The sequence below is a fragment of the Anaerostipes sp. Marseille-Q3525 genome, from assembly GCF_018223505.1.
Lineage (GTDB): Bacteria > Bacillota > Clostridia > Lachnospirales > Lachnospiraceae > Anaerostipes > Anaerostipes amylophilus.
Genome location: NZ_JAGTTT010000004.1, coordinates 1 through 13,754, shown reverse-complemented (window position 1 = coordinate 13,754; position 13,754 = coordinate 1). Strand labels below are relative to the sequence as shown.

The window sequence follows — 13,754 nt, the reverse complement described above, 5'->3', positions numbered from 1 at the left end:
TGATCTCGGGAGAGAACCTAAGAGTCCTAGAAGCGGATAGAACGGTAAAGGAGTCAACCTCATAAAAATAATACGAAGAATAGAGAAAATGAACAAGATCTTAAGATAAGATCAGAAGATGATCAAAGAAAAAGAATCCAAACAAGAAAGATTCCAAGAGACGAGGAATCCAAACAAGAAAGATTCAGATAAGAGATCAACAAACATTCGATCAGCTGACCGGTGGAGCATTTAAAAAATTTGTAACTGGTAACTAAAGCAAAGTGTAACCCGTTAACAAAATAATTTGGAACTTATTAACTAAATATTTTCTCAAGAATAAGAGATTGATTTTTATATATTAAGAAAATGGCGTAAAGAAGCCATATAACAAAGAAATCGAAACATTGAGATCAAGAAAAGAGATCAGAATAGAAGCTGTCAGAATCGATATCAGAGATGTGACGAGAAAGCATTTCTGAGACAGCCAGATAAAGAAAGATTTCGAATAAGATCCATAGAATGAGATTTCCAAAAAGATAAAAATATATAGAAATTAATAAAAATCTTGGGAAAAGGTCTTGACAAAGGCATGCAGGCATTTTATAATAGCCTAGCATGCCTTTTTGGGGAGCAAAACCGAGAAGTGCATGTATAGTCACAAGGTGAATTTAAGTAACCATAGTAGAAAACATGTATGGAGGTGAAATCAATGCCAACTTTTAACCAATTAGTTAGAAAAGGGAGAAAAACATCTGTAAAGAAATCTACAGCACCAGCACTTCAGAAAGGATTTAACTCTTTAAAGAAGAAAGCTACAGACACAAGCTCACCACAGAAGAGAGGTGTATGTACAGCTGTTAAAACTGCAACTCCTAAAAAGCCTAACTCTGCTTTACGTAAGATCGCCAGAGTTCGTCTTTCTAACGGAATCGAAGTAACAAGTTATATCCCAGGTGAAGGACATAACTTACAGGAACATAGTGTTGTTCTGATTCGTGGTGGTCGTGTTAAGGACTTACCAGGTACTCGTTACCATATCGTTAGAGGTACACTTGATACAGCAGGTGTAGCTAACAGAATGCAGGCTCGTTCCAAATATGGAGCTAAAAGACCTAAGAAAAAATAAAACAAAACTAAATTGGTACAAAGCAGCGTAATTAAACGCTACCTTGTATAGTTGTGCCGGAACTTTATTGTTTCCTACAAAGGTTACAGGAGATATAAAAGTCCTGCACGAACATGCAATAACTAAGTATGAGTACCGATGAATTAATGATTATTAAGGAGGGAAGAACCGTGCCACGTAAAGGACATATTGCGAAAAGAGACGTATTAGCAGATCCTATTTACAACAATAAGGTTGTGACAAAATTAATCAACAACATTATGTTAGATGGTAAAAAAGGAGTTGCTCAGAAAATCGTATACGGAGCATTTGCCCGTATCGAAGAAGAAGCTGGAAAACCAGCTTTAGAAGTATTCGAAGAAGCTATGAACAACATCATGCCAGTTCTTGAAGTAAAAGCTAGACGTATCGGTGGAGCAACATATCAGGTGCCTATCGACGTTAGACCAGACAGAAGACAGGCATTAGCGCTTCGTTGGATCACAACTTTCTCACGTAAAAGAGGAGAAAGAACAATGGAAGAACGTCTTGCAAAAGAACTTCTTGACGCTTCCAACAATACAGGAGCATCTGTAAAGAAAAAAGAAGATATGCACAAGATGGCAGAAGCAAACAAAGCATTCGCACATTACAGATTCTAATTTCAAGAATCTGTTCTGGCGTCTTGCCAGACATGCTTCTATGTTAAAACTTATAGGAGGAAAAAATCTTGGCTGGAAGAGAATATCCATTAGAGAGAACCAGAAATATCGGAATCATGGCTCATATTGATGCTGGTAAAACAACAACAACAGAGCGTATCCTTTATTACACTGGTGTAAACTATAAAATCGGTGATACTCATGATGGTACTGCTACTATGGACTGGATGGAGCAGGAACAGGAAAGAGGTATCACAATCACTTCTGCGGCTACAACATGTCATTGGACACTGCAGGATCATTGCAAGCCTAAAAAAGGTGCTTTAGAGCATCGTATCAATATCATTGATACTCCAGGGCACGTTGACTTCACAGTTGAAGTAGAACGTTCTCTGCGTGTACTTGATGGTGCAGTAGCAGTCTTCTGTGCAAAAGGTGGAGTAGAGCCTCAGTCTGAAAACGTATGGAGACAGGCTGATACTTATAACGTACCTAGAATGGCATTCATCAATAAGATGGATATCTTAGGTGCTAACTTCTACGGAGCAGTTGATCAGATGAAAGATCGTCTGGGAGCTAACGTAGCAGTACTTCAGTTACCTATCGGTAAAGAAGACGACTTCAAAGGAATCATCGACTTATTCGAGATGGAAGCCTACATCTACAATGATGAAAAAGGTGAAGACATCTCTATCGTTGAAATCCCAGAAGATATGAAAGAAGAAGCAGAACTTTATCACACAGAATTGATCGAAAAGATCTGTGAATTAGACGACGATCTGATGATGCAGTATCTTGAAGGTGAAGAACCAAGTGTTGATGATTTAAAAGCTGCATTAAGAAAAGGAACATGCGAATGTAAAGCAGTTCCAGTATGCTGTGGTACAGCATATAGAAATAAAGGTGTTCAGAAATTACTGGATGCTATTATCGAATTTATGCCAGCTCCAACAGACATCCCAGCTATCAAAGGTGTCGATGAAGATGGTAACGAAGTTGAAAGACATTCATCTGATGATGAACCATTCTCAGCTTTAGCATTTAAGATCATGACAGACCCATTCGTAGGAAAACTTGCATTCTTCCGTGTTTACTCTGGAACATGCAAATCTGGATCTTATGTATTAAATGCAACAAAGAACAAAAAAGAGCGTGTTGGACGTATCTTACAGATGCATGCTAACAAGCGTGAAGAGTTAGATGTTGTATATTCAGGAGATATCGCAGCTGCAGTAGGTTTCAAATCTACAACAACTGGTGATACAATCTGTGATGAACAGCATCCTGTAATTCTGGAATCCATGGAATTCCCAGAACCAGTTATCGACGTAGCGATCGAACCTAAAACTAAAGGTGATCAGGGTAAAATGGCTGAAGCACTTGCTAAGCTTGCTGAAGAAGATCCTACATTCAGAGCTCATACAGATCATGAAACAGGACAGACAATCATTTCCGGAATGGGTGAACTTCATCTGGAAATCATCGTTGACCGTCTGCTTCGTGAATTCAAAGTAGAAGCTAACGTTGGTGCTCCTCAGGTAGCATACAAAGAAACATTTACAAAAGCCGTTGACGTTGACAGCAAATATGCTAAACAGTCTGGTGGTCGTGGTCAGTATGGTCACTGTAAAGTTCACTTTGAGCCAATGGATGCCAATGGAGAAGAACTGTTCAAATTCGAATCTACAGTTGTTGGTGGATCTATTCCTAAAGAATATATCCCAGCAGTTGGAGAAGGTATCGAAGAAGCAGCTCAGTCTGGTATCTTAGGAGGATTCCCAGTACTTGGTGTTAAAGCTACAGTATATGATGGATCTTACCATGATGTCGATTCTAGTGAAATGGCCTTCCACATTGCCGGATCTATGGCATTTAAAGAGGCTATGCAGAAAGCTGGAGCTATCCTGCTTGAGCCAATCATGAGAGTCGAAGTTACAATGCCTGAAGAATACATGGGAGACGTTATCGGAGATATCAACTCTCGTCGTGGACGTATCGAAGGTATGGATGATATCGCGAGCGGTAAGATGGTTCGTGCATTCGTTCCATTATCTGAAATGTTCGGATATTCTACAGACTTACGTTCTAGAACTCAGGGACGTGGTAACTACTCTATGTTCTTTGAAAAATACGAACCAGTACCAAAGAACGTACAGGAAAAAGTACTTGCTGACAAGTAAGAAAATTAATATATAAATATTTCGAGGCTATTTTGTCAAAATAGTCTTGAAATATTTGTTTAAATGAAATATAATCAAATTTAGGACGGCCCTTTGCTGGGCAACTATATTGAAGTTTGAAACATTATTGTAATTGCCCATAGGGCGAATAAGGAGGACAATTAAAATGGCAAAAGAAAAGTTTGAGAGAACTAAACCTCATTGCAACATTGGTACTATTGGACACGTTGACCATGGTAAAACAACTTTAACAGCAGCAATCACTAAAGTTTTAGCTGAAAGAGTAGAAGGAAATACAGCTGAGAACTTCGAAGATATCGATAAAGCTCCAGAAGAAAGAGAACGTGGTATCACAATCTCTACAGCTCATGTTGAGTATGAAACAGAAAAACGTCACTACGCTCACGTTGACTGCCCAGGCCATGCCGATTATGTAAAGAACATGATCACTGGTGCAGCTCAGATGGACGGAGCTATCTTAGTAGTAGCTGCTACTGATGGTGTAATGGCTCAGACAAAAGAACATATCCTGTTATCTCGTCAGGTAGGTGTTCCTTACATCGTAGTATTCATGAACAAATGTGATATGGTAGACGATGAAGAATTATTAGAATTAGTAGAAATGGAAATTCGTGAATTATTAAATGAATACGAATTCCCAGGAGACGACATTCCTATCATCCAGGGATCTGCTTTAAAAGCTATCGAAGATCCAGCTGGACCATGGGGAGATAAGATCATGGAATTAATGGATGCTGTTGACAGCTATATTCCAGATCCACAGCGTGATACAGACAAACCTTTCTTAATGCCAGTCGAAGACGTATTCTCTATCACAGGACGTGGTACAGTAGCAACTGGTAGAGTAGAAAGTGGTGTTCTTCACGTATCTGACGAAGTTGAAATCGTTGGTATCAAAGAAGAAACAAGAAAAGTTGTTGTAACTGGTGTAGAAATGTTCCGTAAACTGTTAGACGAAGCTCAGGCTGGAGATAACATTGGTGCATTATTACGTGGTGTTCAGAGAGACGAAATCGAAAGAGGACAGGTTCTTTGCCAGCCAGGTTCAATCACATGCCATACAAAATTCACAGCTCAGGTATACGTTTTAACAAAAGATGAAGGTGGACGTCATACTCCATTCTTCAACAACTATCGTCCACAGTTCTACTTCAGAACAACAGACGTTACAGGTGTTATCGAATTACCAGAAGGAACAGAAATGTGCATGCCTGGTGACAACGTAGAAATGACTATCGAATTAATTCACCCAATCGCTATGGCTCAGGGATTATCTTTCGCTATCCGTGAAGGTGGACGTACAGTAGGATCAGGAAGAGTTGCTACAATCATCGAGTAATTCTTACTTCTACGATTGAATATGATAATTTTCAAAGACTCAGAAAGTTTACTTTCTGGGTCTTTTTTTTGAAATTAATACTATACTTTTTGAATATATATGATATAATACAAATAGTAAAATAAATATATAAAACAATATAATATGATGGGAGGGAATAATGGCAGTAGGAAAATTAGAAGAGAATATAAGAGTCCTATTACAGATGGAAGAAGCATTGAACTTGATATTTATGCAGAAGATAAAGAAGGAAAGATATATGATATCGAAGTGCAAAGAGCTGATTCAGGAGCAGATGTCCATAGGGCAAGATTTCATAGTAGTATGTTAGATACTAAAATGTTAAAAGCTAAACAGAAATTTAAGGAGATTCATGATTCGTATGTGATTTTCATTACAGAAAATGACTATATGAAGAAAGGATTACCATTATATCATGTGGAGCGAGTAGTGCAGGAAACACAGAAATTATTTGGTGATGGCTCGCATATAATATATGTAAATGGAAGTTATAAGAATGATGATGATCCAATTGGAAAATTAATGCATGATTTTCGCTGTACAAGGTCAGTTGATATGTTTTATAATGAACTAAAGGATACAGTAAAACATTTTAAGGAAACAGAAGGAGGTCGAGGTCAAGTGTGCAAAGCGATGGAAGAAAGAATTAAAAGAGAAAGAAGCGAAGAAAGAATAGAAGTTTTACTAGGAACAGTCAAAAGTTTAATGGAGAATATGCAATTGTCAGCACAACAAGTAATGGCAGCGATGAATATTTCTGAAGAAGATAAACAAAAACTGATAAAAAAATTATAATATGAATAAAATAACAAAAAACGATATAAAAACACTTTAAAGACTCAGAAAGTTTACTTTCTGGATCTTTTTTTGTTAGAAAAAATAACATTTAGTAACAAAATAAATACTTAAAGTGTTGAATTAAAATTCTAAGAGTAGTAAAATGTTATAAACAAATAAAAAATTATTAAAAAAAGGAGGAAAATATTTATTAAAAAGGAGCTGGAAAATAGACAAAAGACAAAATAGAAAGCCCTATTAAAATATGGACTGTAAAAAGTGTGGTAAAGAAGTTGATAAAAAACAAAAGGTCTTCGCGAAAAAAGATTCTCAATTATGCAGACAGCAGACAGTGAATAATTATTTACGAAAATGCAGTTATTATTTATTTCAAAGTATAATTGGGAAATAGAAAAAGATAAAAATGGGAACCTTGTAATTATCACAAATAAATACATATATGATGTTGCAATTAAAGAAGAAAATGGAAATAAATATTTTACAATCATAAGATGAATGGAGCTATGCAAAAATAAAAAATTTAATCAGAATGACAAAGGTATGTCATTGCGGTTTGCTATATTATTCATATGCTATTGGAGGGATGAGATATGGTAAATGAGAATAATGATAAAGTAGATCGTGTGCTGGACTTATATACCAAACTGATGAACGGGAGTCTAATAAATAAGTCAGAAGAAGCTGTATTATATAATGTCAGTGAAAGAACGATACAGCGTGATATCGATGAGATTCGTGATTTTTTGGATCGGAATGAAACGAACGATGGAATCTGCAATGATGTCATATATGACCGGATAAGAAAAGGATATCGTTTAGAACAAAATTATAAAACAAAACTTACGAATCCAGAGATTCTTGCAATATGTAAAATCCTGTTAGACAGCAGATCACTTACAAAGAAAGAGATGAACGGACTATTAAATAAGCTGATTGAGTGCTGTGTTCCAAAGGAAAATCGTGAATTAGTAACAGATCTTATAAGAAATGAAAGCTTTCACTACATAGAGCCACATCATCATAAAGTATTCATCGACAAGATGTGGGAGATCGGTCAGGCAATACAAGGTCATAAGAAAATAAAGATCAATTACAAGAAATTAAAATCAGAAACTATGGTGGAACGAGTACTGCAGCCATTAGCAATTATGTTTTCGGATTATTATTTTTACGTGATAGCATTTATTGATAATCGGGAAGACATTGATAAAGAGATAAATTACAAAGAAGTGTCTCCAACAATCTATCGTATAGATCGAATTGGATCATTAGAAGTTTTACCAGAGCAGTTCCATTTGCCATATGCAGACAGGTTTGAAGAGGGAGAGTTCAGAAAAAGAATACCATTTATGTATGGTGGAAAATTACAAAGGGTTCAATTTAAGTATTCAGGTTTAAGTATAGAAAACGTTTTGGATAAACTTCCTACAGCGAAGATTCTAAACGAAAAGGATGGTATATATACAATCAGGGCAGAAGTCTATGGGGAAGGTTTTAAAATGTGGGCGAGAAGTCAAGGGAAAAGTATATTTGATATTGAATGAATGGTTTAGGGGTGAATCATATGGGTAAAGAAGAAGACGAATTAATAGATTACATGGAAAGCATTAATTTGGGACGTGGTGGAAGTGTAGATGGCCTGAGAGGATTTTATGAGGAACCGATGAATGCGTATTACAATAACAAGAAAAGAAAAGAGGCAGGAATTAAAGCTAGAGAGTGTGTTATTGATAATAATGGGAATGCAGACGCTGTTATTAAATACGCAAATGGACAAAAAGGAAGAGAAATTCAGTATAAAAGTGGATATCAATATTCTAGACATAAAAAATTTTTAGAGAGTGGAAAATATGATGGAATGATATATTATGTTAATCAAGATAATCCAATATTTTCAAATCCTAAACAAATGAAGGAATTGGAGAAAATCGCAAAAAAGCATAATATAAAGATTCAAAAATCAGATCTATCAAGTTTAGAATCCAAAATGCTTGTTCATTCAGCACATTTTGAAGGAAATATAAAGTCTAAAATAGGAGCAGAAAAGAATGCTAAGGTTAGTTTAAAAGTATACAAGCAATATCTTAATGGGAAAAATATTGTAGAAGATACAATAAACAAAGGAAGAGCTTTCAATGAAGATATTGCCCAAAAGACAAGCTCTTTTATGTCCGAAAATCATGCAAAAATAAACAAAGCAGGAGTATCAAATGCCCTAGCATCTGCCGAATTTGCAGCAGCATTTTCAGTTGCGAAAAATGCAATGAGTGTTATAAGGGATGAAAAAGATGGAGAAGATGCGGCTAAGGAAGTTTTAAAAGATACAGTATCAGCAGGAGTCTTAGGCTATGCAACAGGAGCAATTTCTGAAGCAGCAAAAGTTAAAGGACTTAAAGAGAATAGAACAGCATTACTGGTAAACGGAACCATACAAATCACTAAACAGATTTATTCATATGTAAATAGTGATATTGATGAGAAACAGCTTGTACAAAATATAGCAGAAACTACTGCATATTTAACAGCGGCATATGCAGGGAGAATTGTTGGTGAAGCGGTTGGAATGGCAGCTGGTGGACCAATAGGGGCTGCTGTAGGTCAATATGTAGGAGAAATGATCACAACAGCAGTCTGTTCAACTATCATAGACACCGTTCACAGAGAACAACAGGCAATCCAGTACAACAAGAAAATGCTTGCTTTAGCACATCGTGCCGAACGGGAGATAAGGGAGTCACAAGGAAGACTACAGCTTTTAGTAAATAAAGAAAATGAACGTTTTATCCAACAATTAGATAAAGGTTATGATCAATTTATGCAAGGTGTTATAGAATGCAATTACAGTATGGCATCTTCAGGATTAGGAATGATCGCAAAGGAATTTAACATAGAACAAGACAAATTAACACAAGGACATGTGACGAAAGGAAATATCTTTGGCAAGAAAAACAGAGTGATAAAGATGTGATAAGGGAGGTAAAAAGGTGGGAATTTTGATGGATGCATTTATGATTGGCGAGTTTGCCATGGCATGGAAAGCAGATGATATGGAGAAGGCAGCACTTGCAAAGAACAGTAAGGCATTTGGAAAACAGGCTGAGGCAAAAGAAAAAGTTCGAATTCATGAGGAAAAATTATTTGATAAAATGAAACTTAATGCCATTAGGAAAAACGCAATTTTACAGTATCATATTAAAAAGTTTTTAGATGTTTATAAGACAATCGATGAATATGAACTAAGCAAAGGCCTTGGAATCCGTGAAATGGAGAAAATTAATACATTAAGAGAGCAGATTGCTCAAAAAGTGGATTTACCAGCAATTGCAAATGGAGTGGCAAAGTCAGATGCACAAATAATCAGTCAATACGTTTTCTTTGGTCTTGGCGGAGCAATCATGAAAGATGCAAAGGATAATCAGAAACTTGCTTCAAGAAATATGGCAAATGCCAATGTAGTCAGTGCACAGGCAGATTCAATTTGTATTTTTTATGATGCATTAACAGAAAGAATCGGGGCATGCACAGATATCCTGCAGAAACTGGCTGCAAGAGACATGATGGCTTTGAATCATATAGAAACAATGTTAAAACAAAAAGGACAAAATGAGGATTTGTATACACAGAATGATGTAGATGCGATCAACTTATGTTCAGAATTAAATATTCTAATATATGAGATCATCAATACACCTTTGATTGACGAAAATAATGAGATCACAAAAGCATCAATTAATATCATAAATAAAGGGAAACAATATTTAAGTCAATTAGGATAAACAGGAGGAAGTACAAATGAGTAATGTAAGGGTTAATTCAAACTGTATGATGTGCGGAGGCTGCTTAAGTCTTGGATACGATTTCTTAGAGGAACAAAGCGATGGACATGTCAAAGTCAAAGACAATACTTATTTAAAACCAGATAGTGCAGAGTTGAAAGCATTAATGGAAGTCTGTCCAGCACAGGCATTTGAATATGATAAAGATGCCGTAATTGTTTCTAAGGAAGAGCAGTTGATGAAGATCAAACAACAGTTAAAAATGTGGAAAGGAATTCCAGAGCCAACAACAAAAGATATTGCATTTGATGAACGTAAATATTCTATGAATATGCCATACATTCGTGGAAGTGATTATTCATATTCAAGTGACAGAGCAGCGGAGAATGCAGCAGAAAGGGCATTTAATAATGGGGCATATTCCAAAATGGACGTGTTCATTTTACAGGTGATCTCTCAATACAGAGCAGATAAAATCGGGCCATATTACACGTATGGATCGGATACAAACAGTATTTATTATAAAGAAAACCAAAAGATCATCCAGTTATTAAAAGAAGCAGAAAAATTATCCGATAAAAATCTTGGAAGTGATTTCTCAAATTTCGAAATATGTCCGTCCAGCGATCTTGCTTACAAAATGTTAGCAAAGGGAGAACTGGTAGGAGATGAACTTGTTGGCAGTGTACATCGTGAATTTGACAGTGGAAGCTATTCAAGTTTAAGTTCTTATTCTATGTATTATGATACAGATGATATGGAAGTATATGAAGGACATGGATTATTTGGAGACAAATACAAAGATAAATATTGTTACAGAGATTTAAGTGAAGCAACCAGAGAATTAGAAAAAGATCTGAGAAGTGCATTAAAATACAGGGGAGACGAAATAGAAAGGCATGCACTTGATAAAATAAAATGGCTGGTGCAAGTTTATAATAAAGAAGCTCAGCAAGCTATTTCAGCTAAAATTAATAAGCTGTGAGACATAAATAAAAGCCACGGTAAGCAAAACAAAATTTACTGTGGCAAATTCCCTTATATAAATCAAGAATTCATAGACGAAATCAAATGCAGCAAAGCATTAATCTGGTCAGGATTTAAATGATCAACAGGGATGATCGTTTCGGGGTTCTCAGATGTTCTTCCAAGCAGATAGTCTGTGGAACAATGATACAGAGATGACAAAGCCAGAAGTTTTTCCGCAGAAGGTGTACGCTCTCCAGTTTCATATCCAGAGACAATGGAAGGGGAGATATTCAGTTGTTTTGCAACATCCTTTTGAGAATAATGGTATTTTTCGCGAAGTTTTTTTAATCTTTCGGCGAGTCCTTGAATCATGATATTTTGCACCTCCTATTTTTATAATGATAAATTAGAAACAGACACAATGGGAGTTAGAATAAAACACTTAAAGTATTATTAAGATTCACTAAAAGTTGTAACTTACATAAAAAGATGTAAGTTACAACTTTTATTTTATGATGAATTCGCTGTCGAAATTAATAAGTTGACAGTGTTTAGTATGTTAATATATACTTAAATTATCGATAAAGAAAGGGGAAAAATTATGCAAAAAGTAAAAAAAAGCAAACAAAAAATAAGTGCAGTGTTACTATCAATTATAATGGCATTTTCTCTTATAATAGTACCATCTGCAAAAAAGGTATATGCAAGTGGAGATTCCGTAGATAATTTTACAAAATGGACACTGGCACAGGTACTTGCGAATGATAACAGCGGCACATATTTTAATGATGGAGAGAAACCAGATTTAAAAACTGCGATCATTTACGAAGCTAAGAAACAGGACCAAGGATCTACAATGTACTTTGGTGATTTCTATAGTAGTTTAACGGATGATTTTAAAGAAAATATTTTTACTGAAGAAGAGGTAAAAGATACATTAAAGACTATGGATTCTCAATTCATTAGTTACGATGACACAACAAGTCCAGAGACAGTAAAAATTGAATATGCTGGTGGCGGAGATGAGCTAAACTGTAATATGATCGGAACAGTTTGGAATGATGATAGTAAGACTACAACAGTTTATGGACATTGGGTAAATTATGAAGATTCATCATACAAAGGAGACTATGTTGCAGTAACATTTGATGGTGACAGATTAATCAGTTATCGAAAAGTTGAAGATAAAGATGTACAGGTTGGTTTTGAAGCATATGGTTATGATTATGAAAAAGATGATGAAATCAATTATATGAGAACAAAGGATGGAAAATCTGTTGCAGTTATTCCATTCTGGTCTTCCGCAGAATGCAGACCATCAATTAAAATCGAAGGAAAAGATGTAGATAATGATCTGGAGATGGTATTATCAAAAGATCCTAATGAAAAAATTATCATGTTAGATAAAGATGATAATGATGAGTACCAGATCTATACATACAATGAACCAAAGAATAATGATCCAGAGAGTATCATCTGTGAGTATAAAGATGATAACGGAACTGTAGTTTTAAAAGGAACAGTCCCATGCTATGTTCTTAAGATGTCTATCAGAGACATGTTTAGTGGATATGGAATTTATGTTGAACCAGGTGAAACAAGCACACTGAAAGCCAGAATAAGTGGATATCCAACAGATGGTCTTACATACAAATGGGAATCCAAAGAATTTTCAGACGTAGATGGAAAGACAACAGAGAGCATTCAGTTTAACGCTCCAGCACAAGCTGCGACAGGAAATATAAAATTATCAGTTTACACAGATCAGGGAGAATTGCTGGTAACAGATTCAGAAGAGGTCACAGTAGGAAAATGCAGCATTTCCTTTAATGCAATTGATTTAAAAACAGGAAAGATATATTCTAAGAATGCTAATTTACAGCTCAAACAATCATATATATTTGCAATGAATGGTGCCAACTTTGGATGGGCTGTGAATAATTCAGGTGATGAATTTGAAAAATGGACATTTACACAGAACGGAAAAACTTTAACGATCGGTTATGATGATAAAATAACAGGTGATAAATCTTTTGTAGATATCAATGGAGATGTTGGCGGTGCTGGTGTACCACATGAAATGGTTGTATTTAAAAAGGCAGGAAAAGTCACTATTACAGGAACGATCAAGCGAAATGGAAAAGAATTCAGAAGTGGTTCAACAACATTTAATATCGCAAAAGCTAACCAGACAATTACAGCATCTAGTCCTACAAAGACATATTCTACAAAGAAACAAACTGTAAATTTAAATGCCAAAGTAAATGATAAAGCTGCATTAAGCTACAAGAGTGATAATAAAAATATTACAGTAGACTCTAAAGGTAAAGTAACAATTAAGGCGAAATACGTTGGAGCTGCGAATATTACGATTACATCTAAGGAAACTGCAAATTACAAAGCAGGTAAGAAAGTAGTTAAAGTAACAGTTAATCCATCAAAGACAACACTTTCCAGCGTAAAGAATACAAAGAGTAAGACAATGACTGTAAAATGGAAGAAGAACACAGTCGGAAGCGGATATCAGATTGAATATGCAACGAATAAGAAATTCACTGGAAAGAAAACAGTTAAGATTTCAAAGAACAAAACAACAAGCACAACCGTGAAGAAGTTGAAGAAGAAATCAACATACTATGTCCGCATCAGAACATACAAAACAGTATCAAAGAAAACATACTATTCTTCATGGAGTTCTGTAAAATCAGTTAAAATTACAAAATAACATAATAAAAAATGGTGTCGAAGCACAGAAGGTTTCGACACCATTTTTGTTTGTTAGGCTTTAAGCCTGTTCAGCACAGTGGAGTTTCTCAGAAGAGAAACGGAACTTTGATGAACAAATAAACCACCGGCTAGGCCGGTGAGTCAGCATTGCTTAAGCTTACAGTAAAAAACCTC

At 35.5% G+C, this 13,754-nt stretch carries 11 protein-coding genes; 10 read left to right on the top strand and 1 reads right to left on the bottom strand.

The features are described 5' to 3' along the window. Nucleotides 1-691: 691 nt before the first annotated feature. The 9 genes from rpsL to KE503_RS03120 all read left to right on the top strand — a co-directional run bounded on the left by rpsL (nt 692) and on the right by KE503_RS03120 (nt 10,869). Complete coding sequence (gene rpsL, locus KE503_RS03160; RefSeq protein ID WP_015530650.1) at nt 692-1,108, top strand: 30S ribosomal protein S12; 417 nt, start codon at nt 692-694, stop codon at nt 1,106-1,108. A gap of 170 nt (nt 1,109-1,278) precedes the next feature. Further along, on the top strand, nt 1,279-1,749 hold the full coding sequence (rpsG, locus tag KE503_RS03155) for a 30S ribosomal protein S7 (protein ID WP_022092081.1): 471 nt from the start codon (nt 1,279-1,281) through the stop codon (nt 1,747-1,749). 68 nt (nt 1,750-1,817) lie between these two features. Beyond that, a complete protein-coding gene (fusA, locus tag KE503_RS03150; protein WP_081019872.1) occupies nt 1,818-3,929 on the top strand; it encodes an elongation factor G in 2,112 nt (703 codons plus the stop codon). A gap of 166 nt (nt 3,930-4,095) precedes the next feature. After that, entirely contained in the window at nt 4,096-5,289 is a 1,194-nt protein-coding gene (tuf, locus tag KE503_RS03145) for an elongation factor Tu (RefSeq protein WP_008393909.1), read from the top strand. Between the two features lie 144 nt (nt 5,290-5,433). Then, nucleotides 5,434-6,105 (top strand): PD-(D/E)XK nuclease family transposase, encoded by a 672-nt coding sequence (locus tag KE503_RS03140; protein ID WP_212384470.1) that lies wholly within the window; start codon nt 5,434-5,436, stop codon nt 6,103-6,105. Nucleotides 6,106-6,698: 593 nt separating this feature from the next. Then, on the top strand, nt 6,699-7,652 hold the full coding sequence (locus KE503_RS03135) for a helix-turn-helix transcriptional regulator (RefSeq protein WP_212384469.1): 954 nt from the start codon (nt 6,699-6,701) through the stop codon (nt 7,650-7,652). Nucleotides 7,653-7,672: 20 nt separating this feature from the next. Beyond that, nucleotides 7,673-9,076, top strand: coding sequence for a hypothetical protein (locus tag KE503_RS03130; RefSeq protein WP_212384468.1), 1,404 nt, complete (start codon nt 7,673-7,675; stop codon nt 9,074-9,076). Nucleotides 9,077-9,092: 16 nt separating this feature from the next. Beyond that, the gene (locus KE503_RS03125) at nt 9,093-9,884 is read left to right on the top strand and encodes a hypothetical protein (protein ID WP_212384467.1); all 792 of its coding nucleotides are present in this window, start codon (nt 9,093-9,095) and stop codon (nt 9,882-9,884) included. Nucleotides 9,885-9,900: 16 nt separating this feature from the next. Continuing rightward, the gene (locus KE503_RS03120; RefSeq protein ID WP_212384466.1) at nt 9,901-10,869 is read left to right on the top strand and encodes a hypothetical protein; all 969 of its coding nucleotides are present in this window, start codon (nt 9,901-9,903) and stop codon (nt 10,867-10,869) included. 62 nt (nt 10,870-10,931) lie between these two features. Here the strand turns inward: KE503_RS03120 and KE503_RS03115 are convergent, their stop codons facing one another. Next, nucleotides 10,932-11,225: a helix-turn-helix domain-containing protein gene (locus KE503_RS03115; protein WP_022374764.1), complete on the bottom strand. Its 294-nt coding sequence runs from the start codon at nt 11,223-11,225 to the stop codon at nt 10,932-10,934. Between the two features lie 229 nt (nt 11,226-11,454). Here KE503_RS03115 and KE503_RS03110 point away from each other — a divergent pair, with 229 nt between their 5' ends. Continuing rightward, entirely contained in the window at nt 11,455-13,578 is a 2,124-nt protein-coding gene (locus KE503_RS03110) for a fibronectin type III domain-containing protein (RefSeq protein ID WP_212384465.1), read from the top strand. The last annotated feature ends 176 nt before the right edge of the window (nt 13,579-13,754 follow it).

Coding starts and splice junctions, on each gene's coding strand:
- KE503_RS03120 (WP_212384466.1), top strand. CDS start 9,901: ATGAGTAATGTAAGGGTTAATTCAAACTGTATGATGTGCGGAGGCTGC.
- KE503_RS03130 (WP_212384468.1), top strand. CDS start 7,673: ATGGGTAAAGAAGAAGACGAATTAATAGATTACATGGAAAGCATTAAT.
- KE503_RS03135 (WP_212384469.1), top strand. CDS start 6,699: ATGGTAAATGAGAATAATGATAAAGTAGATCGTGTGCTGGACTTATAT.
- KE503_RS03110 (WP_212384465.1), top strand. CDS start 11,455: ATGCAAAAAGTAAAAAAAAGCAAACAAAAAATAAGTGCAGTGTTACTA.
- rpsL (WP_015530650.1), top strand. CDS start 692: ATGCCAACTTTTAACCAATTAGTTAGAAAAGGGAGAAAAACATCTGTA.
- KE503_RS03140 (WP_212384470.1), top strand. CDS start 5,434: ATGATGGGAGGGAATAATGGCAGTAGGAAAATTAGAAGAGAATATAAG.
- KE503_RS03115 (WP_022374764.1), bottom strand. CDS start 11,225: ATGATTCAAGGACTCGCCGAAAGATTAAAAAAACTTCGCGAAAAATAC.
- tuf (WP_008393909.1), top strand. CDS start 4,096: ATGGCAAAAGAAAAGTTTGAGAGAACTAAACCTCATTGCAACATTGGT.